Origin of the sequence: Wocania arenilitoris (genome assembly GCF_021728535.1) — a bacterium.
In the GTDB taxonomy this organism is placed as follows: domain Bacteria; phylum Bacteroidota; class Bacteroidia; order Flavobacteriales; family Flavobacteriaceae; genus Wocania_A; species Wocania_A arenilitoris.
The window spans coordinates 182647-204683 of the sequence record NZ_JAKKDU010000007.1 but is presented as its reverse complement, the minus strand read 5'-3'; the positions used below and the strand labels follow the sequence as shown (position 1 = coordinate 204683).

General features: G+C 32.1%; 25 protein-coding genes and 1 tRNA gene. 20 read left to right on the top strand and 6 right to left on the bottom strand.

Translation table 11 applies throughout. From position 1 onward, the window contains the following. The first annotated feature begins 137 nt into the window (after positions 1 to 137). From L3X37_RS07795 to L3X37_RS07785, 3 genes are all read left to right on the top strand, one after another. A complete protein-coding gene (locus L3X37_RS07795) occupies positions 138 to 866 on the top strand; it encodes a hypothetical protein (RefSeq protein ID WP_237239606.1) in 729 nt (242 codons plus the stop codon). 132 nt (positions 867 to 998) lie between these two features. Continuing rightward, positions 999 to 1370 (top strand): transposase, encoded by a 372-nt coding sequence (locus L3X37_RS07790; RefSeq protein WP_147864341.1) that lies wholly within the window; start codon positions 999 to 1001, stop codon positions 1368 to 1370. Between the two features lie 128 nt (positions 1371 to 1498). Continuing rightward, entirely contained in the window at positions 1499 to 1972 is a 474-nt protein-coding gene (locus tag L3X37_RS07785; RefSeq protein ID WP_237239605.1) for a DDE-type integrase/transposase/recombinase, read from the top strand. A 34-nt stretch (positions 1973 to 2006) separates the two neighbouring features. On the opposite strand, the gene L3X37_RS07780 is transcribed toward L3X37_RS07785, so the two are convergent. Next, positions 2007 to 2831 carry an InlB B-repeat-containing protein gene (locus L3X37_RS07780; protein WP_237239604.1) on the bottom strand — a complete coding sequence of 275 codons (825 nt, stop codon included), beginning with the start codon at positions 2829 to 2831 and terminating at the stop codon, positions 2007 to 2009. Between the two features lie 243 nt (positions 2832 to 3074). Between L3X37_RS07780 and L3X37_RS07775 the strand changes: the two genes are divergently transcribed. The 6 genes from L3X37_RS07775 (at position 3075) to L3X37_RS07750 (ending at position 8232) form a co-directional block, all read left to right on the top strand. Further along, positions 3075 to 3926 (top strand): helix-turn-helix domain-containing protein, encoded by an 852-nt coding sequence (locus tag L3X37_RS07775; protein WP_237239603.1) that lies wholly within the window; start codon positions 3075 to 3077, stop codon positions 3924 to 3926. Positions 3927 to 4405: 479 nt separating this feature from the next. After that, on the top strand, positions 4406 to 4891 hold the full coding sequence (locus tag L3X37_RS07770; RefSeq protein ID WP_237239602.1) for an anthrone oxygenase family protein: 486 nt from the start codon (positions 4406 to 4408) through the stop codon (positions 4889 to 4891). A gap of 11 nt (positions 4892 to 4902) precedes the next feature. After that, positions 4903 to 5739 carry an SDR family oxidoreductase gene (locus L3X37_RS07765; protein WP_237239601.1) on the top strand — a complete coding sequence of 279 codons (837 nt, stop codon included), beginning with the start codon at positions 4903 to 4905 and terminating at the stop codon, positions 5737 to 5739. A 73-nt stretch (positions 5740 to 5812) separates the two neighbouring features. Beyond that, positions 5813 to 6181 (top strand): hypothetical protein, encoded by a 369-nt coding sequence (locus L3X37_RS07760; RefSeq protein WP_237239600.1) that lies wholly within the window; start codon positions 5813 to 5815, stop codon positions 6179 to 6181. Positions 6182 to 6218: 37 nt separating this feature from the next. Continuing rightward, a complete protein-coding gene (locus tag L3X37_RS07755; protein ID WP_237239599.1) occupies positions 6219 to 7739 on the top strand; it encodes a sulfatase-like hydrolase/transferase in 1521 nt (506 codons plus the stop codon). A 166-nt stretch (positions 7740 to 7905) separates the two neighbouring features. After that, positions 7906 to 8232 carry a hypothetical protein gene (locus L3X37_RS07750; protein ID WP_237239598.1) on the top strand — a complete coding sequence of 109 codons (327 nt, stop codon included), beginning with the start codon at positions 7906 to 7908 and terminating at the stop codon, positions 8230 to 8232. Here the strand turns inward: L3X37_RS07750 and tnpA are convergent. Then, a complete protein-coding gene (gene tnpA / locus L3X37_RS07745; RefSeq protein WP_237239597.1) occupies positions 8202 to 8651 on the bottom strand; it encodes an IS200/IS605 family transposase in 450 nt (149 codons plus the stop codon). The two genes, L3X37_RS07750 and tnpA, sit on opposite strands and share 31 nt — an antisense overlap. Positions 8652 to 8756: 105 nt before the next feature. On the opposite strand from tnpA, the gene L3X37_RS07740 reads away from it, so the two are divergent. Next, a complete protein-coding gene (locus L3X37_RS07740; protein ID WP_237239596.1) occupies positions 8757 to 8996 on the top strand; it encodes a hypothetical protein in 240 nt (79 codons plus the stop codon). Between the two features lie 487 nt (positions 8997 to 9483). After that, the gene (locus tag L3X37_RS07735; protein WP_237239595.1) at positions 9484 to 11619 is read left to right on the top strand and encodes an alpha-L-fucosidase; all 2136 of its coding nucleotides are present in this window, start codon (positions 9484 to 9486) and stop codon (positions 11617 to 11619) included. 1 nt (position 11620) lies between these two features. Here L3X37_RS07735 and L3X37_RS07730 read toward each other — a convergent pair whose 3' ends face one another. Continuing rightward, complete coding sequence (locus L3X37_RS07730; RefSeq protein ID WP_237239594.1) at positions 11621 to 11776, bottom strand: hypothetical protein; 156 nt, start codon at positions 11774 to 11776, stop codon at positions 11621 to 11623. 72 nt (positions 11777 to 11848) lie between these two features. Here L3X37_RS07730 and lacZ4 point away from each other — a divergent pair, with 72 nt between their 5' ends. The 9 genes from lacZ4 to L3X37_RS07685 all read left to right on the top strand — a co-directional run bounded on the left by lacZ4 (position 11849) and on the right by L3X37_RS07685 (position 20233). Next, entirely contained in the window at positions 11849 to 13864 is a 2016-nt protein-coding gene (gene lacZ4 / locus L3X37_RS07725; protein WP_237239593.1) for a beta-glucuronidase LacZ4, read from the top strand. 193 nt (positions 13865 to 14057) lie between these two features. After that, complete coding sequence (locus tag L3X37_RS07720; RefSeq protein WP_237239592.1) at positions 14058 to 14297, top strand: ribbon-helix-helix domain-containing protein; 240 nt, start codon at positions 14058 to 14060, stop codon at positions 14295 to 14297. After that, positions 14290 to 14568 carry a type II toxin-antitoxin system RelE/ParE family toxin gene (locus tag L3X37_RS07715; protein ID WP_237239591.1) on the top strand — a complete coding sequence of 93 codons (279 nt, stop codon included), beginning with the start codon at positions 14290 to 14292 and terminating at the stop codon, positions 14566 to 14568. The genes L3X37_RS07720 and L3X37_RS07715 overlap by 8 nt, the downstream gene beginning before the upstream one ends. A 544-nt stretch (positions 14569 to 15112) precedes the next feature. Next, positions 15113 to 15197 (top strand) — tRNA-Leu (locus L3X37_RS07710). Between the two features lie 75 nt (positions 15198 to 15272). Next, entirely contained in the window at positions 15273 to 16172 is a 900-nt protein-coding gene (locus L3X37_RS07705) for a MerR family transcriptional regulator (protein WP_237239590.1), read from the top strand. 45 nt (positions 16173 to 16217) lie between these two features. Further along, entirely contained in the window at positions 16218 to 17681 is a 1464-nt protein-coding gene (gene crtID, locus L3X37_RS07700) for a bifunctional phytoene desaturase/3,4-desaturase (RefSeq protein ID WP_237239589.1), read from the top strand. Positions 17682 to 17772: 91 nt separating this feature from the next. After that, positions 17773 to 18612, top strand: a complete 840-nt coding sequence (locus L3X37_RS07695) for a phytoene/squalene synthase family protein (protein ID WP_237239588.1) — start codon at positions 17773 to 17775, stop codon at positions 18610 to 18612. 9 nt (positions 18613 to 18621) lie between these two features. Then, positions 18622 to 19071, top strand: a complete 450-nt coding sequence (locus tag L3X37_RS07690; RefSeq protein ID WP_237239587.1) for a sterol desaturase family protein — start codon at positions 18622 to 18624, stop codon at positions 19069 to 19071. 13 nt (positions 19072 to 19084) lie between these two features. Next, complete coding sequence (locus L3X37_RS07685) at positions 19085 to 20233, top strand: lycopene cyclase family protein (protein ID WP_237239586.1); 1149 nt, start codon at positions 19085 to 19087, stop codon at positions 20231 to 20233. Positions 20234 to 20239: 6 nt separating this feature from the next. Here the strand turns inward: L3X37_RS07685 and L3X37_RS07680 are convergent, their stop codons facing one another. The 3 genes from L3X37_RS07680 to def form a co-directional block, all read right to left on the bottom strand. Continuing rightward, positions 20240 to 20788, bottom strand: a complete 549-nt coding sequence (locus L3X37_RS07680) for a TlpA family protein disulfide reductase (protein ID WP_237239585.1) — start codon at positions 20786 to 20788, stop codon at positions 20240 to 20242. An 82-nt stretch (positions 20789 to 20870) separates the two neighbouring features. After that, positions 20871 to 21302, bottom strand: coding sequence for a DUF5606 family protein (locus tag L3X37_RS07675; protein WP_237239584.1), 432 nt, complete (start codon positions 21300 to 21302; stop codon positions 20871 to 20873). Between the two features lie 58 nt (positions 21303 to 21360). Continuing rightward, positions 21361 to 21951, bottom strand: a complete 591-nt coding sequence (def, locus tag L3X37_RS07670) for a peptide deformylase (RefSeq protein WP_237239583.1) — start codon at positions 21949 to 21951, stop codon at positions 21361 to 21363. Positions 21952 to 22037 lie beyond the last annotated feature (86 nt).

Genomic DNA, 22037 nt, shown 5'->3' with positions numbered 1-22037 from the left:
CAATTAATTTATACAACCAAATAAGATTACATTTATCTTTAGACTATAAAACACCTAATATGGTATATTTAAAAACAGCTTAATTCAATTTTAACCTGTAGCCATATTTCAGGACTAGACATACGAAAACAAAAACTATGAATAAAAAGAGGAAAATATCGGACCACTCATTTTTCTTGACAATGAGTATAATCCTATTCATGATTGTGTTTTTGGGTTTTTCAAACCACTTCTTTTTTCGTTCATTTACAGATAGGGAACCGTTACCAACATTTTTTATAGTACATGCAATTATATTTACCCTCTGGTATGTTGCGTTTGTATGGCAAAATTGGCTCACATCAAAAGGAAAAATAATCCAACATAAGACTAATGGTAAATTTTGGAGTTTATTTGCCTCGGCGGTATTGTTATCTGGAGGTTATGTAATCTACTACACCTTACAGAGTTACTTTGAAACTGGTGATGCGACTTTTGGAATTTCAGGACTTTTCTGGGGGAATAATTTCATCCTTTTTACTTTTTCAGCCTATGTCATTCTAGGCTATCTTTACAGGAATAAACCGCAAAATCACAAGCGATTCTTCCTTTTAGCGTCCATATCTATGTTGGGACCTGCACTAGGACGCATGGGCAGACATTCCTTTATGCAAATCAGTAAAGATTTCATGACTAACGAAGCTATCTATGGCTTGGGAGGTATCCTAATATTGATCCTAGTATTAACTATTTATGATTTTTACAAGTCACGTAAACTGTATTGGGCAACTATTATTGGCATACTTTGGTTTTTCGTAGGCCATATGATTTTGATAGGAATCTTATCATCGGGATTAGGACAAAAATTAATAGAGAGTATGAGGTAGTTATTTGAGTTTAAGTACGTGTTACAACAATGTATAACCGCAATTACGGCGGATTCGACTACGTCCGAATCCACTCGGAATTGCTAACGTCTGTGACCCGTCCTGAATAAAGGCTACATAATTTTAAACATTATGTACAAAAATGACAAAGTAATTAGACGGTATTCAGAATCCTTTAAACTCAAAATTTTAGACGAACTTACCGCAGGAAAACTAAACAAGTATCAACTAGGTAAAGCCTACGGTATTGCACCATCCACAATCAACGAATGGATAAAAAAATACAACCGTAAAGATCTAATGAACACAAGAGTTACTGTGAAAACTAAAGACGAGATTACACGCATTAAACAGCTACAGAAAGAGATCGAACAGCTTAAAAAGCTGCTTCTTAAAAAAGATATGGATGCTCTTATTGATGATTCATACTTAGAAGTAGCTGCTGAACAGTTGGGCTATAAATCTGTCCTAGAGCTAAAAAAAAAGCTAAGTATCAAACCTTAATCAAGGCCAGAGAAAAGTCAAAGGGATTTGCATCCTTATCAACTATAACTGACTGTTTCGGACTTAAACGTGATGCTTACTACAAATATAAACGTAGAGAAGACAAACGTTTAGAGATAGAGAAAAAAGTGGTTGCAATAGTAAAGAACAGACGCAAATCCCTTCCTAGAGAAGGTGTTAGAAAACTTACCAAATCATTAAAACAAGAGTTTACCAATGCCCATTTAAAAATAGGTAGAGATACCTTATTCAATATTCTTAGAAAACACAATATGCTTACACTTAGAAAGAAATACAGATCAAGAACCACTAACTCTTACCACAGGTTCTACAAGTATAAAAATATCATTAAAGATTTAGAAGTTAATAGACCTAACCAAGTTTGGGTAAGCGACATCACATACATTAGAACAATAAAAGGCTTCTGCTACTTAGCTCTAATTACAGATATGTACAGCCGTAAAATAGTTGGATACGACATTAGTAATAGTTTGGAGCTTAAAGGCTGTCAAAGAGCTTTAAACAAAGCTTTATATCAAGCTAAAGATACTACTCCTAATCAACATCCAATAAATTCCAAAATCCAATCTAAGGAGTTTTGAAGATTATATAATAGAACTTAACCTTAGTAGAGATTTAAAAAGTCACTATAGATTCATTAGATATTTTATTATATGCTATTGTATGAATAGTAAGAAGACCTTCAATATCATTAAATGATACTTTTAAAAAGCCGAAATGGGTATTGTTATCAATAGTTAATCTGACTGGAATAAAAACATTTTCAAGATCACTCCAGTTTTGAAAATAACCACTTATTTCTGCGGTACTTAAACTCTCAAAAATATTTTCATCAATTAAACTTCCTGATTCTAAAATTTTGATCATTGAGGCAACATTATCTACAGCTACCGCTGTATTAAAGTAAAAGCCCTGACTAATTCTTAAAAACCCAAAATTATCTCCACCACTTTTGTATTGAAACTGAAAATTAGACAAAGAATTTTCTGTATTAAGAATTAGCCTGCCACTTAAAAAATCTACAGTTGCATAATACCAATCATTTTCATCTATTTCTGGAAGTCCTGTTATTCTTAATTGATTTTCAGTATTTAGTTCATGGCTAATAACGTTGTCTGCCCATTGCGCATATAATTCTATATTTGAATTACCAATATTAATACTTTCTTCTTCCATATACTGTTCTCCTGTTCCATCAAATAAAGTATTCCAACCTAAAAAACTATATCCCTCTCGTTTTAAATTATTATAATTTAGGGCTACTTTAGCTACGTCATTTATTTCATAATTATTATTGTCTATTGGAACACTTCCTTCTGTATTTCCATTTCCAAAGTAAGTTATTTTATAGGTGTTTACAAATTCTAAATTTTCGTCTTTTTGATTACAAGATAGTATTGTGAAAATTAGAACAAAAAAAAGTAAAGCCTTGATTTTCATATGTGTAATTTTTTCTAAAATTTGATATAACTTTAAAGCAAATGTATCAAATTAAATATTTGAAATAAAAACGTTTTACAACAAAGTGTAAAATTCATTGCGAACTACCTCCCTACTAAGAAAAACAGAGATTTTTCCTTTATCAGTTTGTACTTGCAAAGTTTATTACTAAATTCATGCAACGAAATCTTACACTAGACCGTTGTGTGCCATAATTAAACTCGATTGAGATAAATCATAAGAATGAATCGTGAAATAATAGATATAAATGATTACACAATCTTGTTGGAAGAGGCTTCTACCGAAAATAATTTAATAGATTCATGTTTTTTTGACGAGCCAGTAATAGCTATCGCCTTTTATGGTGCAGGTGATGTTGGTCTTAATGTAAAATTTGATGGAAAAACCAAAAAGTTCCATCACACCAAAGGTATGGTACTATCATTTTATGCAGATAATATGGTAGAATTTGAACATCATGTTTCCAAACTAAAATCGCTGCAATGTCTAGTAATCGCTACAACAATAAGAAACATAGACAAATTGCCTAATGGTGAAGGTCAATTCTTGGAACAATTTTTATACCAATTAATTCACCCAAAAGACCATTATGTTGAAGGTCCTGTATTTAATATGAGCCCAGAAATGTTTCAATTAGTTGAACAGTTCTTCAGCAATACTTACGAAGGTGAGATTAAAATGATGTTTTATAAAAGCCATATCACAGCTTTACTTTCTCATTATTTTGGACAATTGGCACAACAACAAAACACAAAACTTGATACTTCGCAAATAGAAAAAATCAATCTCGCTCAAGAAATTTTATTATCCGATTTAGAAAGTCCACCTTCCTTAACAGAATTGGCCAACAGAATTGGAACTAACACAAATAAGCTTAAAATAGAATTTAAAGCACAGTTTGGCGTTCCGGTTTTCAAATACTTACAAAACGAACGTTTAAAAAAAGCCTACAGTTTAATTAAAAACGAACAAAAAACAATTCAAGAAGCCGCTTGGGCTGTAGGTTACGATAGTTTGGGTTCTTTCTCTAACGCTTTTGAAAAAAAGTTTGGCTACAGACCTAGCCAAGTGTAAAATTCTTTTCGAATAAATCATAATTCTTTCTGAATAAGTCGCTGGAAGACAGCTACTATAGATTTGTGTCATAATTAAAAAACTTAAGATTATGATCAGTAAAAATTTATTTAGCATTGTATGTGGTATACTCGTTTGGATTTTAGGAGTTAGCTTTTACCTCTTATCATTTTATGTTCCCATTTTAGAAAATCTGGAACTACAATCTAATATCGCATTGGCTTTAGGTATCATACCTAGCGCATGTATAGGAACATATCTGTTCTATAAAAAAGTCACATAAAACCATCTCAATTAGGGCTTACATTCGTTATGGTGGCTACGCTTCTAGATGTAATAATTACAGTTCCAGTATTTATAATTCCAAATGGTGGAAGCTATTCAGAATTTTTCGGGGATCCGATGTTTTATACAATTATAGTTGAGTTTTACTTCATTGTATTTTATTTCGGAAGTCATTTAACAAAAAAATTAAAAGCATGAAAACAGCTGTTTTTTTTATAACGGTTTTATTGAATGCACTTTCCACAGGTTTTTTCTTCGCTTGGTCAGTTTCAGTCATATTGGGAACAAAAAAAATAGGTCATGTAATGTATTTGGAAACAATGCAAAACATTAATAGAGAAATCTTGAATCCGGTGTTCTTCATTGTATTCTTTGGAAGCTTAATTTCATTGGTGATATCTACTTATTTACAGTTCAACAACAAAACTGTATTCGTGCTAGTGTTGGCATCAACAATCATCTATCTATTTGGCACTTTTGGAGTTACAGCCTTTGGAAATGTACACTTAAACAATGAACTAGAAGCATTAAATATTACCAATCTTAACTTAATGGAGCTGAAGGGTTTTAGAACCTATTATGAAAGTGCTTGGAATCATTTCCATAGTATTAGAACCATTTCAAGTATGGTTTCATTCATACTATTACTTATATCAATATTTATTCAAAAAACATTTTAAAACAATTCATTATGAAAACAAACATTTTAGTAATCGGAGGAACTGGAAAAACTGGTCGCCGAGTAGTAGAGCAATTACAAAAGAAAGGAATTGAGCCAAGAATTTGTTCAAGAAATTCATCACCAAGCTTTGATTGGGATAATAAAGAAACATGGATAGAAACCTTAAGCGGCATCGAAAAAATGTATGTTACGTATTATCCTGATCTTGCTGTTCCAGGAGCCAAAGAAGCTATAGAGAGTTTAACTTATTTAGCAAAAGAATTAGGTGTTAAAAAAATGGTGCTGCTCTCTGGAAAAGGTGAAACCGAGGCTGAAGCTTGTGAAAAAATTGTGATGAATTCTGGTATGGATTATACAATAGTTAGAGCATCTTGGTTTAATCAGAATTGGAGCGAAAGTTTCTTTTTGGATCCTATTTTGTCTGGAGAAGTGGCGTTACCAATGTCTGATGTTTTAATTCCATTTGTAGATGCCAATGATATTGCAGAAGTAGCTGCAACTGTTTTGCTTGATGACACTTATAACGGTGAAATTATTGAGGTAACAGGTCCAGAATTAATCAACTTCAAGGATATTATCAATATAATTTCAAAAACTAGTGACAGAAAAATAAACTTCTATGACATCACATTAGAACAGTATATTGATGGTATGAAGCAAATGCAAATACCAAGTGATGTAGTATGGTTAATTGAGTATTTATTTAGTCATGTTTTAACCAATCCTAAAAATCAGTTAGTGGTTAATGATATTGAACGAGTTCTAGACAGAAAAGCAAAAACATTTCTAGAATATGCACAAGAAACTGCTAAAACAGGGATTTGGAGTCAAATTGAAGTCCAATAACTATTGCCAACTTAAGACGTGTATAAGTAATAGCGATTTGGATCTTAATTCAAGTCGCTATTCTTTTTTAATTTTGTATTTTACTTTCCGAAAAGTATGGCATATAAGCGCGCTACTACTCATACACGAACACGTTAGTCCATTGGCAGCAAATGCCATAGGGAATTTAAAAGACACACATTTATCGGACTTTTTTAACCGTATTGCTTACAGAAAAGGTAGACAAGCTGCGGTAAGTGCTACAGCCAGAAAGCTTGCAACCATAATTTGGACCATGACTGTAAAACAAGTACCATATGACCCACCAACTGAATATTTGTTCCTTGACCAAAAAAGAAAACTAGGAATAGTAAAAAGAATTAGAAAACAAATTGATAAATTTGACCTAAAACCTGACGATATTGGATTTAGTAACTCAATGATTACTAAAGATATATTTTAACGTTAGTCAGAATTCAACTATTAAAATCACATACAGTATGAAAAAATATAAATTACCATTTTTATTGTTCTTATTTTTTTCAATTAATTCATTTTCTCAATCAGATGAAAAGATTACGCGGCCTAATTTGTTGTTTATTCTTAGTGATGATCAGCGAGATAATTCTTTTTCAGGAATGGGGCATCCGTGGGTGGAAACACCAAATGTGGACAAACTGTTGTCAAAAGGAATTCGATTTAAAAATGCTTATATAGCTGAACCCACGTGCATGCCAAGTCGTGCTGCAATTATGTTGGGTAATCACGAGCGAATTAATCGTAATGGTTTTAGTAGTGATCACAAAACAACGAAAAGTCAGTGGGAAGACAGCTACCCGGCACTTTTAAAAAAAGCCAATTATAGAACCGGTTATGTTGGAAAGTGGCATATTTTATTGGATGGTCTTAATTTTTCTGACATGTTCGATTTTTGGGATGGGCACATAGGTCATGGCCCATTTTATTTTGAACGTACAAATCCAGATGGGATAAAACAAACAGTGACAACCAATCGTCATCACACAGATAATGCTCTCAAATTTTTGCGGAATAACAATAACGATAAACCCTTTTGTCTATCAGTTGCCTATGCTACACCTCACGGAAGTAAAGTGCAAAAAATGCATAAACCACTTGATCAATCGGCAAGTGAGGATGAGCGTTTGACGGACCATCCAATATATGGTGGTAAGTATCGAAACCTAGATATTCCTTATCCCTTGCAGAATCCTGACAACCCATATAATTACATACCACGTGAAGTAATGAATCAGGATCTGGGACGTAATAAGACCTATGTCTATGATTACGATCCAGTGTCGAACAAAGAACATCATTTTAGGTACTTTCAAATGATAACAGAAATTGACCAAATGGTTGGTGAATTAATGGCTGAACTTGAAAAGCAAGGCTTATCAGGAAATACAATTATTGTTTACGGCAGTGATCATGGTGTTTTGATGGGTGAATATGGCATGGGAGGAAAAGGTTTATTATACGACCTCACTTCTAAATTTCCATGTTTTGTATATGACCCAACAGCTCCACAAAAAATGCGAGGACTTAGTAGTACCGAATTAGTATCAAGTCTTGATATTACTACCACATTACTTGATTATGCAGGAGTAAAACCAGCACCATTTATGTCAGGTAGAAGCTTAAAACCTCTAGTTCAAGGTGAAGCCTTAAATGTACCGTGGCGCAACGGATTATATCTTGAAAATATGTATACTGGGCGTGATACACCGCTACAGGAAGGTTATGTTGATGGAGAATGGAAATATATTCGTTTTTTAAAAGTGTCGCACCCGTATAGTATCGGTGATATATCTAAACAAGATAGGGAGCCTGTTTTAGAAATGCTTTTTAATTTAAAAGATGATCCTGAAGAAATAAATAACCTTATTCAAGATCCCAGATTCAAGCAAAAGTTAGAGGAGCTTCGTCATCTTTGTGATTCGAATTTGAAGCATCTGCTAAAAAATAGAAATGCATACACAAAGCATTACAACATAGAATAAGTATTTAATTAATATTCAAAAAAAACAGTGTACAACATTTTTATAAATAATGGTAGGTAAAGCACTAAATATCAAGGGTTGTAACCCGCACAAACTGTTTCGCCGTTTTATAGGATAGTGCCACTCAATCTGCCACTACTCATACAATTTACCGTTAGCATGTGAAATGGAATTGGGTAAAGATTTAATAAAAGACATTGACGCTTTACTTGAAAAACTATTTAAAGACGGATATACCTCTATACATGGCCAAACATCTAATATTAGAACACGGTCAATACATACTTGTAAAGCTTTAGATTTAATTAGACTTAAATCAAATTCAACATACGAATTGGCTGAAAAAGGAGTATTTGCAATACAAGATGGTGGAATTGAAAAATATCTATCAAATATCCGTACAAAAAAAGACCTTGATATAGTTAATGAACTACCCCGCAGCAAGCTGACGAGGTATCAGAATTACTCAAATAACCTTAACTGGCTTGAGTGAATCTGTTTATACTCTTTTTGTTTTCCTTGGTTTTTCAAATATGCAATTATAACCTCTTCATTAGCGTACTGACCAACAGTATTAACATAATAACCATCTGACCAAAATTGACCTCCCCATAATTGTTCCTTTACTTCTGGATGAAATCGAAAAACTTCACGTGCTATTATACTTTTTACTGTTTGAACTATTTGCTTTGGTGAATACATCGGTACGCTCTGAACTAAAAAATGAACATGATTCTCATCCAATCCAACCTCCACAAAATATATGTCATATCGAAATTCTATCTCTGAACATGTTTGTACAACACATTTACTTACTTCTTCTGTCAAAATTGAGCGCCGATACTTTATTGGACAAACCAAATGGTATAACAATAAACTCTTATTGTGTCTCTTGTAGATATGATCACTCATAAATCCAATATACACTTTTTCAAAGTGTTTTGAAAAACCATCCGTTTTTCAAACTTTTCCTTTGAACCCCGCAGCAAGCTGCGAGGAATTCTTTAGATTAAAGGTTTGACTAGTAAAAGATTAAAATATGATGTTTGGTTTAACATAATGTATGTTTTAATAGGTGCTTCAATTGGGCTTATAACAACATTGGTACAACCAGATAACGCAACAAAATATATAGAAGAATTGCATAAATCGGCATCCGACAGAGATGAACGTGATGATAATTTTCAAAAACGTCTGACCGATATGAACACTATAATACTCGAATTGAAAAATGAATTAGACTCTTCAAAAAATTAAAAACGTGGCACAACAACGTATAAAAAACATTGCTTCGGACGTTTCCTTCGGAAAGTCCTCGCTCACTTTTTGTCCTGTTCTCTTTAATATCTTTTTCCATAACTCACGCAACGTTTCTTATACAATACGTTAGTCCATTGGCTAACGTAAAATTGAGTGATTGAAAGAAATATAAAACTGAAAATATGACAATTTATAAATTTCATAAAGTATTGATTTTCAGAAACATAATTTTACGTTAGTCAGAATAATTCATTGCTAACTTTTTTCCGCTTTGGGAAAACCTCGTTCACTTCTAATTTTGTTTTTTTCTATCCATTTTTTTCTTAATTTTCGCATCAAATCATACACAAGACCGTTAGTCCATTGGCTAACGTAAAATTGAGTGATTGAAAGAAATATAAAACTGAAAATATGACAATTTATAAATTTCATAAAGTATTGATTTTCAGAAACATAATTTTACGTTAGTCAGAATATAAAATCAATGAAAAAACTTAGTATGAAAACGACTTTACTAGCCATTATAATTTTAGTAATTAATGCTTGTAAGGCACAAGAAAATGCTCCTACTCCTTATGGTCCTGTTCCCACTGAGAACCAAATACGTTGGCAAGAGATGGAATTCTATGCGTTCATTCACTTCTCAACCAACACTTTTACCAATCAGGAATGGGGATACGGTGCTGCCGATGATGCTCAACTCTTTAATCCATCCAATTTGGATTGCGACCAGTGGGCTCGTGTCTGCAAAGAAGCTGGTATGAAAGGAATAATCCTCACGGCCAAACACCATTCTGGTTTTTGTCTCTGGCCGACAGAAACTACTGATTATTCTGTAAAAAACTCTCCATGGATGGACGGGAAAGGTGATATTGTGGGCGATTTGGCAAAAGCCTGTAAAAAATATGGACTCAAGCTGGGTATTTATATTTCCCCATGGGATAGAAATCACTCCAGTTATGGCATTGTCGATGCCAATGGTAGCAGTCCTTATGTTGAGAACATTTTTAGAAAACAAATTGAGGAGTGCCTTACCAAATATGGCGAAATATTCGAAATATGGTTCGATGGGGCCAACGGAGGTGACGGCTATTACGGAGGAGCCAAAACCGTACGAAGGATTGATCGCAAAACCTATTACGACTGGCCAAATACCTATAAAATGATACGAAGCCTACAACCCAATTGTGTTATTTGGAACGACAAAGGTGATAGAGCTGATTTGCGTTGGGTTGGCACTGAATCGGGCTATGTTGGCGAAACCAATTGGAGTTTATTGTATAAAACCGGAGATGTCCCTAAAAAAATGTTACGCTACGGAGTAGAAGACGGAGATGCATGGGTGCCAGGTGAAGTAAATACTTCCATTCGCCCAGGTTGGTTTTACCATGAAAGTGAAGATTCGCGTGTAAAAAATCTTCCTAAGTTGATGGAAACCTACTATAAATCGATAGGCAGAAATGGAACATTTTTGCTCAACTTTCCTATCGACAAAAGAGGTTTAATACATGAAAACGACGAAAAAGAGGTGTTAGCTTTCGCTAAAGCCATAAAAGAAACATTTGCAACTGATTTGGCAAAAAACGCAAAAATTATAGCCTCGAATGTTCGGGACAATAACAAAAAATTCGGGGCAATAAATGTAACAGATGGTAATAAAGACACCTATTGGTCAACAGATGATTCTGTTAAAACAGCTTCGTTGATCATTGATTTTGACAAGCCTAAAACCATGAACCGTTTTCTTGTGCAAGAAAATATACGTCTGGGGCAACGCATAAAATCGTTCACACTCGAAGCATTTGTCAATGGCGAATGGAAACAACTCAAAGACCAGTTGGTGGCAAACGGCAATGGCACAACCACCATTGGCTATAAGCGCATCATATCCTTTTCGACCATTCATGCAAGCAAACTACGTTTTACGGTTACCGAGACCAAGGCCTGCCCTGTAATATCCAATATCGAAGTATATAATGCCCCCCAAATCTTGGTTCCGCCCGTAATTATGCGTGAAAAATCGGGTAATCTAATAATAACACCCTCTGACAAAGAATCGGAGATTTATTACACCCTCGATGAAACGATGCCTACACCAACATCAAAAAAATACTTAGGGCCAATAGCTACTGATGGTAAAAAAGTCACCATTAAAGCCATTGCTTACGAAGCTTCAAGCAAGAAAAATAGTTCTGTTGCTGAAGAAAAATTTGATATTGCAAAAAAGAATTGGGTGGTAATTAACACGACTGACCCTAAGGCAACTGATGCAATAGATGGAAACGTAAATACAACGTGGTATCAGGGAAATAACAGTAAAATGCCCATTGATATTGTGGTTGATTTAGGCAAAATAGAAGAATTGATCGGCTTTAGGTATTTGCCCAGTCAATCATACCCTCCGGGAATATTCACACACTATCAATTTTATACATCAAATGATAATAAAAACTGGGAACTTGTTGATGAAGGAGAATTTTCCAACATCAAGAACAATCCACTCTGGCAAACTAAGATATTTCCTTTGGAAAGTGCCAGATATATAAAACTGAGGGCAGAAAAAAATACATTGAGCAATGATTCCGTTGGGTATGCAGAGATTGACATTATAACCAAGTAATCTATAACTGATGATGAACCAAAATTTGATCAAAAAATGACTGGCTGTAACACGCAGTCTTGTCTATAAGGGTTTCAGTGGTGTGCGAAGGCTTGTTTCCTGCTTCAACTTTTCGTGTAGCTTGACAAGAAAACACCAGAAATCCCTTACTGCCCATACCGCCAACGTTTTGTGTCATGCGGGAAATGATTGAGAATGATTAAATAACATCACCACAGGAATATATAAAATGAGAAAAAAAACATTTACGTTATTACTGATAATTTTAATTGGAGGATTAGCTTTACACGCACAACGACAGGTTTTTAACCTTAATGAAAATTGGAAATTCAGTTATGGCTACGATGTTAAAAGTAAAGGCATATCAATAAACTTACCACATACATGGAACACAAAAGATGCCTTAGGAGGTAACACCGATTATTATCGAGGGTTGGGGATTTACACAAAAAAGATTGACGTTAAACAAGAATGGAAAAACAAAAGATTATTCATTAAATTCTGGGGAGCTAATTTGGTTACTGATGTTTTCATAAATGGTAAACACATTGGTGAGCATAGAGGTGGCTATACCGCTTTTGCATTTGAAATTACTCCTTACGTGGTTTATGGTAAGGAAAACACAATTACCGTAAAGGTAAATAATGCTCAACAGCTTGATGTAATGCCTTTACTTGGTGATTTTAATTTTTATGGAGGATTGTATCGTGATGTTGAGCTATACATAACCGAGTTGGATTGTATTTCTTTACTTGATTATGGATCAGAAGGAGTTTATCTGCATCCGGATACTGTTACTAACGATTATGCCTCTGTCCGATCAATTATAAAAGTCCTAGGAAAAAGTAATGTTGACGTAAATGTTAGTGTACTAGATGATAAAGAAACTACCGTTTTCTCCAAAACTCAAACTATAGATAATGATGATTCCACCAAAGAAATAACAATTCCCATAGAAATTAATAAACCACATCTTTGGCATAGTACTTTAGATCCATATTTATACTCCGTTCGGGTACAGTTAATTAAAGATGAAAAAATAATTGACGAAGTAATTCAGCCACTAGGATTACGCTACTTTCATGTTGACCCCGATAAAGGCGTCTTTTTAAATGGAAAACATATTCAGATAAAAGGAGTTTGTCGTCATCAGGACAGACCAGAATTAGGAAATGCTCTGGTTCCATTTCATCATCTTGAAGATGTTGAAATAATGAAGGATATGGGAGCTAATAGTTTGAGGATGTCACATTATCCTCACGATTCATATATGTATAAATTGTGCGATAAAGCAGGTATAATTGTTTGGAGTGAAATACCTTTTGTCGGCCCTGGAGGATATGCTGAAAAAGGATTTGTTAATTCAGAACGGTTCAAGAAAAATGGGGAAAATCAACTTAAGGAAATGATACGTCAAAATATGAATCATCCTTCCATTCTGTTTTGGGGATTATTTAACGAACTAAAAGAATCTGGAGATAATCCTGTAGAATACGTTAAAGAGTTACACAAATTAGCAATTTCTGAAGATCCTTCAAGGGTTACAACTGCTGCTAGTAATCAATCGGGAGATTTAAATAAAATCACAGATCTTATGGCTTGGAATTTATATTTTGGCTGGTATGGCGGTGAGGTTTCAGACATTGGTAAATGGCTTGATAACACGCATACCAAAATACCAAACACACCTATTGGTATTAGTGAATATGGAGCAGGGGCAAGTATTGTACACCAAAGTGAAGAGTTAAAAAAAACAAACCCCACCAGCTATTGGCATCCAGAAAACTGGCAAACCCATTTTCACGAAGCATATTGGGAAGAAATTGATAAACGTCCATTCATTTGGGGGACATTCATTTGGAATTTGTTTGATTATGGTGCGGCACATCGTACCGAGGGTGAAAAACCAGGTAAAAACGATAAAGGAATTGTCACATTTGATCGTAAGGATAAAAAAGATGCATTTTATTTCTATAAGGCGAATTGGAACAAAGAAGATCCAATGCTTTATATTTCAGAACGAAGGCTTATTAATAGAACAAAAGCAGAACAAACCATCAAGGTATATTCGAACCAAAAGCAAGTGAAACTCTTTGTTAATGGAAAAGAATATACACCATCAAAATCTGATAAATATTCACGTTTCTATTTTACTATAGTGCTTTCCTCAGGAGAAAATGAAATTATTGCAAAAAGTAAAAATAACTTAAAAGATATCATTGTGATTAATTTAAAAAAGCAATAAACCACGAATGCCCAACAATAAATATACGTAATGCAGGGCGATGTAGTAAATTTACAATTTAGAACATTTAATAAACAATGTAGTTTTTGATAGTAAAGTGCCTTAAAATCCTGCACTAAACATATTAGAGCCGTTAGGCAACAATTTGAAAATGATTCGTATTTGATGTATATATACATCAAATAATTAAAATATGGCTAGACAAAGTATATCATTCACAAAGCCAAACGATGAATGGCTGAAAACTCAAGTGGATAAAAAAGAATATTCAAGTAAGAGTGAGCTAATAAATGACTTGATTAGACAAGCTCGAAAACAACAAGTTGAAATTAACTGGATTCGGGCTAAATTGAAGAAAAACGAAAATAGTGGATTTACAAATGAAAGTAAAAATGAAATTTTAGCTCAATCAAAGTCTTTACTTAATGACTAAATATAAATTAAGTAATGAAGTAAAAAATGACTTGATACGGATTCATCATTACGGTGTGAAAAAATTTGGAATGACTCAAGCGGACAAATACTTTGAATCATTTTTTAAATATTTTGAAATTATTAACCAAAGTCCTTTTTCATTTGAATCGGTTGACTATATAAAAGAAGACTACAGACGATGTGTTTGTGGGATTGATAGCATCTATTTTAAATTAAATGAGGATATTGTAGAAATAATGGCTATTGCAGGAAGACAAGATTTTGAATAAAAAACTGTAACCTGAATTAATAAAAACTGTTGCCAAGAATGGTAATCGTTGCACAAGGCTCTAAAACATATATTTAACTCAAAACCTCTTTTTTAAGGGGTTTTTCTTTTTTAGAGTATCACAATTTCTGGACTTTACAGCTCAGAGGGAAGGGTTAGCGAAATGGAAAGCTAAAATTGGTGGGGGTATGTCCTAGGTATGGGTAGTGAAGCTCTTTTACCGTAATGTAGCTTTTCGCGGAATGAAGGGAAATGTGCTGTGTGAGTTAATATTCTAAATATAAATATTTACTGAAAAGAAATATCTATCGCAAAACAATAATAAGGCAAATAAAAACTTTAAATTATATATATTTGTAGCAACGAAAGTTAATTTGACATATTTAAAATTACAGCAAGGTTCACAATTCGTCAACAACTACTGTGAAAAATAGCAGATGACTTATAAATACTGGAGTTAGAGCCAAAGGTTCGAGCCCCAGCCTGGTTACTAAAAAAGTTAAGCAATATTCCTTAACTTTTTTTATTTTTACTCACTTTATTAGGCACACGTGGCGGAATTGGTAGACGCGCTGGCTTGAGGGGCCAGTATCCGTTTAGGATGTGGAAGTTCGAATCTTCTCGTGTGCACTTTTTTTATTTATTCCATTTATTTTTTTTATAAACTAAATTTAGGTATTTTTGTCTAACCTTTTTTATTTAAAAATGAACAATATACAAGTCAACTTTAGTATTAAAGACTTAGAAAACCTAACTGGAATCAAGGCTCACACAATACGTATTTGGGAAAAACGGTATAATTTATTAAGCCCAAATAGAACAGATACAAATATTAGAAATTATAGTTTAACAAGTTTTCAAAAGCTTTTAAATATTTCTTACCTTAACAATAATGGAATAAAAATCTCTAAAATTGCAAATTTAAAAGAAGAAGAGATTCCTGTAAAAGTAAGAGAAATAGCTTCAAGGGCAAAGGTTGAAGATCATGCTATAAATGCTTTTAAAATGGCTATGATTAATTTTGATCAAGTTTTATTTTATAATACCTATAATAATTTAATTGAAAATAAAACCTTTAGTGATATTTTTTATAGCGTGTTTCTGCCATTACTTGAAGAAATTGGATTACTCTGGCAAACTAATACCATTACTCCAGCACACGAACATTTTCTCTCGGTACATATTAAACAAAAAATTCTTCTCAACATTGAAAGACTTCAAAGTTTAGAACCCAAACCAATTACAAAAACCTTCATTTTATATTTACCTGAAAATGAAATACACGATATTGGTTTATTATTTATAAATTATCAACTTAGAAGCAAAGGTTACCACACTATATTTTTAGGAGAAAGTGTACCTATGGAAAGTTTAACCGATTTGCTTGATTTTTTCGAAGAAATAACATTTGTATCCTATTTTACAGTTAATCCCGAAGAAAAATTAATTCCTGAATATCTTAAAAAATTTAACGAAACCCTTTTAAATAAAGATAATTCTAGATTATTACTTCTTGGTAGAAAACTGTTAGATTTCGATACTACAAACCTTCCAAATAAGATAGCTGTATACAAATCTATAGAAGACTTAGTTAAAGATTTGTAAACTTTTTCTTTTTTTGTTTAGCTTTTTATTATATTTGTTAAACAAATGAAAAAAACAGTAAATATAATAGGCTCAGGTTTCTCTTCACTGGCTGCCTCTTGCTATTTGGCGAAATCAGGTTACAACGTAACTATTTATGAGAAAAATAAAACCATTGGTGGTCGTGCACGGCAATTAAAAAAAGATGGATTTACTTTTGATATAGGGCCAACATGGTATTGGATGCCAGATGTTTTTGAGCGTTTCTTTTTGGATTTCAATAAAAATCCTTCAGATTATTACGCATTAGAAAAGTTAAATCCGGCATACAGTGTATATTTTGGCAAAGACGATTTTATAACTATTGAAGATACGTTAGAAAAAATCGTAATCGCTTTTGAGAAAGAAGAATCTGGTAGCTCAAAAAAACTAAATAAGTTTATAAAAGATGCTAAAGATAATTATGATGTTGCAATTAAAGACCTAGTATATAACCCTGGAATTTCACCATTAGAACTCATAACACCAACGACTATAAAAAAAATTAATCAGTTTTTTAGCACCATTAAAAGAGATGTTAGAAAAGAGTTTAAAAATGAACGATTAATTAAAATTCTAGAGTTTCCTGTATTATTTTTAGGGGCTAAACCAAGTGATACACCTTCATTTTATAGTTTTATGAATTATGCCGATTTTGGATTAGGTACTTTTCATCCAAAAAAAGGGATGTACCAAGTTATTTTAGCGATGGGAAATCTTGCAAAAGAACTTGGTGTAGTTATTAAAACAAATACACCCATAGATAAAATAATAGTTAAAAATGATGAAGCCAAAGGAATTGTATCAAATGGAAAAACTTATTTTTCAGATATTATAGTTAGTGGTGCAGATTATCATCACACAGAAACACTTTTAGATAAACCATATAGACAATATTCTGAAAAATATTGGAGTAATAAAACATTTGCTCCTTCTTCCCTATTGTTTTACATAGGCTTTAATAAAAAATTGAAACATGTAAATCATCATACCCTCTTTTTTGATGTTGATTTTGATACACATGCAAAAGCTATTTACGACACCCCCAAATGGCCAGAAAACCCTCTTTTTTATGCAAGCTTTCCGAGTACTACTGATTCGAGTTGTGCTCCAGAAGGAAAAGAAGCAGGTATCTTTTTAATTCCGCTTGCTCCTGGTATAGAAGACACTCAAGAACTTAGAGATAAATACTTTGAAAAAATTATTTCAAGGTTTGAAAATTTAACATCACAAAATGTGAAAAAGAACATTATTTTTAAAGAAAGTTTTTGCATAAACGATTTTATAAATGATTATAACTCTTATAAAGGCAATGCTTATGGTATGGCTAACACCCTATTGCAAACTGCTTTTTTAAGACCAAAATTAAAAAGTAAAAAAGTAAAAAAATTATTTTTTACAGGCCAATTAACCGTCCCTGGTCCTGGAGTACCACCATCATTAATATCAGGGAAATTAGTAGCTAATCTTGTAAAAAAATATTACAGTTAAATATATGAAACTTCCATAACGAGATTTCGATACTCTAGGTAATAATTATATGGAAGCTACATATGACAGATAAAAACAATAATAAAAACACATGAAATCACTTTTTGACACCGTTTCTTACAACTCTAGCAAACTTGTAACCAAAACTTACAGCACGTCGTTTTCGTTAGCTACAAAAATGCTGTATTCTAGCATAAGATTTCATATTTATAACATTTATGGTTTTGTGCGCTTTGCAGATGAAATTGTTGACTCTTTTCACGATTACAACAAAGAAGACCTTTTTAATAGATTTAGTGAAGATTTAGAACTTGCTTTAAAAAACAAAATTAGTTTAAACCCAATTCTCAACTCATTTCAGCACACATTTCATAAATATAACATCGACAAAGATTTAGTAGATGCATTTATGAATAGCATGAGAACAGATTTACACAAAACTAAATATTTAACCGAAGAAGAATTTAAGGCATACATTTATGGATCTGCTGATGTTGTTGGACTAATGTGCTTAAAAGTTTTTGTGAAAGGAGATGACCAAAAGTATAACGAGTTAAAAGAGACTGCAATGGCTCTAGGTTCTGCCTTTCAGAAAGTGAATTTTTTAAGAGATTTAAAAGCTGATTTTGAAGGTTTAAATAGAACCTATTTTCCTAATACCGATTTAAAAAATCTTGATGAAGCTTCAAAACAAAAAATAATTAAAGACATAGAATTAGATTTTGAAAAAGGATTAAGTGGCATAAAAAAATTACCTATTGAAGCTAAATTTGGTGTATTTATGGCTTACAGATATTATAGACAATTATTAAAAAAACTTAAAAAAACACCTGCTTTACAAATTAAAAACACACGCATTAGAGTTTCAAATCCGAAAAAAATTGAGCTTTTAATGCGAAGTTACATCAAATATCAACTAAAATTAATGTAATTTTAGGCTATGCAAACTTTACTTTGGATATTCGTTTTTTTGTGTGCTTATAGTATAATGGAATTTATGGCGTGGTTTACTCATAAATACATTATGCATGGATTTTTATGGAGCTTACATAGAGATCATCATAAAAAAGACCACGATAGTTGGTTTGAACGCAACGACTTTTTTTTTATTTTTTACGCCATAGTTAGCATTACCTTTATTTTACTTTGGAAGTATAACAACTTATGGGTTGGTTTACCTATAGGTATAGGCATTTTTGCTTACGGCTTATCTTATTTTATTGTTCATGATATTTTTATTCATCAGCGCTTCAAATTATTTAGAAATGCTAACAATTGGTATGCTAAAGGCGTTCGGCGTGCTCACAAAATGCATCATAAACACTTAGGAAAAGAAGATAGCGAATGCTTCGGGATGCTATTTGTTCCTTTTAAATATTTTAAAAAATAATCCTTCTATTTTAATGTCTAATTGTTCTCATTTCGATTACATCATTATAGGAAATGGTTTAGCAGGTTTACAGCTTGCTTTAAAGATGAGTGATGATGTTTTTTTTGATGATAAACAAATTGCCCTAATCGATTTTTCAAAAAAAAACACTAATGATAAAACTTGGTGTTTTTGGGAAACTGAACCCTCGCAATGGAATAATATTATTCACAAATCTTGGAACAAAGCATCGGTTATTACTTCAAATAAAACGATTAATTTAATGCTTAACCCTTATAGTTATAAATGTATTCGGTCTATTGATTTTTATAATCAGGCTAAATCGAAGCTCGTAAAAAGCAACAATATTCATTTTATATTAGACTGTGCAGAATCAGTTAAGGAAAGTAATAAAAAAACAGAAGTAGTTACCAAACAAAGTGTATTTACTGCTTCTCATATTTTTGATAGTCGCATTCCTGATGAATTTTTAAAAAACTCCAAAAAGTATATTTCTATTATTCAACATTTTAAAGGTTGGGTTATCAAAACAAAAGATGAAGTATTTGATGAAAACAAATTCACGATGATGGATTATCGCTTAAAAGACAACAATCAAACTACATTTACTTACGTTTTACCTTTTTCTAAAACTGAAACTTTAATTGAGTTTACTTATTTTACCAATCAACTAGTAAATGAAAAAACTTATGATGAATACATAAAAACCTATATAAAAAAGTATTTAAAAATCGAAGATTATTCTGTATTAGAAACTGAAAAAGGACAAATACCTATGACAACTTTTCCTTTTGAACATTACAATAGCAATAACATTACTAAAATAGGAACTGGCGGTGGTTGGGTTAAAGGTTCAACTGGATACTCGTTTAAACACACAGAAAAAAAAGTTTTAAAAATAATTGATAATATTAAAACCAATAAAAAACCTTCGACCAATTTGTTTAAAAGAAGATTCAAGTTTTACGACAAAGTATTTTTAAAAGTTTTAAAAGACGAAAACCATAAAGGCGAATGGATTTTTAAACAATTTTATGATAAAAATTCTGTAGAAATCATGTTTAAATTTCTTGATGAAGAGTCCACTTTTCTTGAAGAAATTAAAATTATGTTATCTCTTTTTACGTGGAGTTTTATAAAAGCATTTTTTAAAACACTTTAGCAAAATTTATTTCAACAAATCATCAATAGTTTGTCTAACCGATTCGCTATTCCAGTTAGCAGCACCTGTCTTATCAATTAATACTTTTCCTTGTTTATCTATTAAAAACGTTCTTGGAATACCTCTTATATTAAAAAATTTAGATTTTGAAACTTCATTATAAATCTTAAAAGTATAGCTATTCTTTTCTAAAAATGAATTAATTGTTTTAAACGATTCATTTGAAATAAATACAAATTCAATCTTATCATGATAATCTGTATATAGTTTCTGTAGGCTAGGCATTTCTGCAATACATGGCGGGCACCAAGTTGCCCAAAAATTTATTAATACGACTTTTCCTTTAGCTTCTTTAAAATTAAATATAGCTCCTTTTTCATCTTTTAATTTCCAATAATAGTCATTAATACTAGATTGTTTATTTTCACTTATAACCGACGGACTAATTAATGCCAGCCCTTTTTGTATAAATACTTGTATGGGTTTTCGAGTTTTCGGAATTAATAAAATCGCAATTACTATTAAAAAAATAATATTATTTCTTTTTATTTTCATAAGCAAAAACTAAGTATTAAAAATGCTTTTATAAAAAAACCTCCAGTTATAGGAGGCTTTTTATTGAAATTATAACTAAAATTTATTCTTCTTCATCAAAAGTCTTTGCATCATCCTTTGTATCATCTAAAAGATTTAGCATATTGTGTTGCTGCAATAAATTATACCATTGTAACACTTTTTTTATATCGCTAGCATATACTCTATCTTCATCATAATCTGGCAAAATATCGAAAAAATACTCTTCTAATTTATCTTTACTGTCTTTTGGTTTAACTGTAGTTTGTTGTCCTTTTTCTTTGTCTTTAATCTTACTAAGAACATCTTTTAAAGGAATTTCTTCAGCTAATGTGTAAATAGCTATTTCGCTTAAAACGCTAACATTTTGTTGTAAGCTTACAGAGATACGCTTATTATCTATTAACGATTCTGCAACAAAACCACCTCTGGTTTGTGTTACTAACTTATATAATCCTGGTTTTCCTGAAATGGCTAATACTTTTTCTAAGCCCATAAATTGTTATTTTTTTGAAAGTGGCAAATATCAATTGTTTAATTATTTGGTGCAACTTTTATCGTTTCTTTTTTTGTGCTGGAAAACGCATGCGGTAATCGACATTAATTTTCCCTTTTGAAATGTTATTTAGCTTTCCTTTTATTAACCTTTTCTTTAAGCTTGACAATTTATCAGTAAACAAAATACCATCTATATGGTCGTATTCATGCTGAATTACTCTTGCTATCAAGCCATCAAAAACTTCGGTATGCTTTTCAAAATTTTCATCAACGTACTCAACTGTTATTTTTGGTTGCCTAAACACATCTTCTCTAACATCTGGGATACTTAAACAACCCTCGTTAAAAGCCCATTCATCACCTTCTTCTTTTATTATTTTAGCATTAATAAATACTTGTGTGAAATCTTTTAGCGTATTTCGTTCATCTTCTGTAAGATTATCGTCTTCGGCAAAAGGCGAGGTATCAACAATAAACAGACGAATTGGTAATCCTATTTGTGGTGCTGCTAAACCAACACCAAAAGCATTGTACATGGTTTCAAACATGTTTTCTAAAAGAGTATCCAAATCTTTATAATCCTTTGTAATATCTTTGCATTTCTTCTTTAATACAGGATCGCCATAGGCTACAATTGGTAAAATCATTGTGGTTACATTAATTTAATTTGTGCAAAAATACAATACTTACATGTTAATCGTTGTATTTATGTTTAAAAAGCTTATTAACAAAT

Bases quoted from the DNA above. Each gene is read 5' to 3' on its own strand.
- L3X37_RS07715 (WP_237239591.1), top strand. From the start codon at position 14,290: ATGACTAAATATAAATTAAGTAATGAAGTAAAAAATGACTTGATACGG.
- L3X37_RS07775 (WP_237239603.1), top strand. From the start codon at position 3,075: ATGAATCGTGAAATAATAGATATAAATGATTACACAATCTTGTTGGAA.
- L3X37_RS07730 (WP_237239594.1), bottom strand. From the start codon at position 11,776: ATGGGCAGTAAGGGATTTCTGGTGTTTTCTTGTCAAGCTACACGAAAA.
- L3X37_RS07765 (WP_237239601.1), top strand. From the start codon at position 4,903: ATGAAAACAAACATTTTAGTAATCGGAGGAACTGGAAAAACTGGTCGC.
- crtID (WP_237239589.1), top strand. From the start codon at position 16,218: ATGAAAAAAACAGTAAATATAATAGGCTCAGGTTTCTCTTCACTGGCT.
- L3X37_RS07675 (WP_237239584.1), bottom strand. From the start codon at position 21,302: ATGGGCTTAGAAAAAGTATTAGCCATTTCAGGAAAACCAGGATTATAT.
- lacZ4 (WP_237239593.1), top strand. From the start codon at position 11,849: ATGAGAAAAAAAACATTTACGTTATTACTGATAATTTTAATTGGAGGA.
- L3X37_RS07770 (WP_237239602.1), top strand. From the start codon at position 4,406: ATGAAAACAGCTGTTTTTTTTATAACGGTTTTATTGAATGCACTTTCC.
- L3X37_RS07780 (WP_237239604.1), bottom strand. From the start codon at position 2,831: ATGAAAATCAAGGCTTTACTTTTTTTTGTTCTAATTTTCACAATACTA.
- def (WP_237239583.1), bottom strand. From the start codon at position 21,951: ATGATTTTACCAATTGTAGCCTATGGCGATCCTGTATTAAAGAAGAAA.
- L3X37_RS07790 (WP_147864341.1), top strand. From the start codon at position 999: ATGTACAAAAATGACAAAGTAATTAGACGGTATTCAGAATCCTTTAAA.
- L3X37_RS07685 (WP_237239586.1), top strand. From the start codon at position 19,085: ATGTCTAATTGTTCTCATTTCGATTACATCATTATAGGAAATGGTTTA.
- L3X37_RS07705 (WP_237239590.1), top strand. From the start codon at position 15,273: ATGAACAATATACAAGTCAACTTTAGTATTAAAGACTTAGAAAACCTA.
- tnpA (WP_237239597.1), bottom strand. From the start codon at position 8,651: ATGAGTGATCATATCTACAAGAGACACAATAAGAGTTTATTGTTATAC.
- L3X37_RS07720 (WP_237239592.1), top strand. From the start codon at position 14,058: ATGGCTAGACAAAGTATATCATTCACAAAGCCAAACGATGAATGGCTG.
- L3X37_RS07695 (WP_237239588.1), top strand. From the start codon at position 17,773: ATGAAATCACTTTTTGACACCGTTTCTTACAACTCTAGCAAACTTGTA.
- L3X37_RS07795 (WP_237239606.1), top strand. From the start codon at position 138: ATGAATAAAAAGAGGAAAATATCGGACCACTCATTTTTCTTGACAATG.
- L3X37_RS07755 (WP_237239599.1), top strand. From the start codon at position 6,219: ATGAAAAAATATAAATTACCATTTTTATTGTTCTTATTTTTTTCAATT.
- L3X37_RS07680 (WP_237239585.1), bottom strand. From the start codon at position 20,788: ATGAAAATAAAAAGAAATAATATTATTTTTTTAATAGTAATTGCGATT.
- L3X37_RS07735 (WP_237239595.1), top strand. From the start codon at position 9,484: ATGAAAAAACTTAGTATGAAAACGACTTTACTAGCCATTATAATTTTA.
- L3X37_RS07690 (WP_237239587.1), top strand. From the start codon at position 18,622: ATGCAAACTTTACTTTGGATATTCGTTTTTTTGTGTGCTTATAGTATA.
- L3X37_RS07750 (WP_237239598.1), top strand. From the start codon at position 7,906: ATGGAATTGGGTAAAGATTTAATAAAAGACATTGACGCTTTACTTGAA.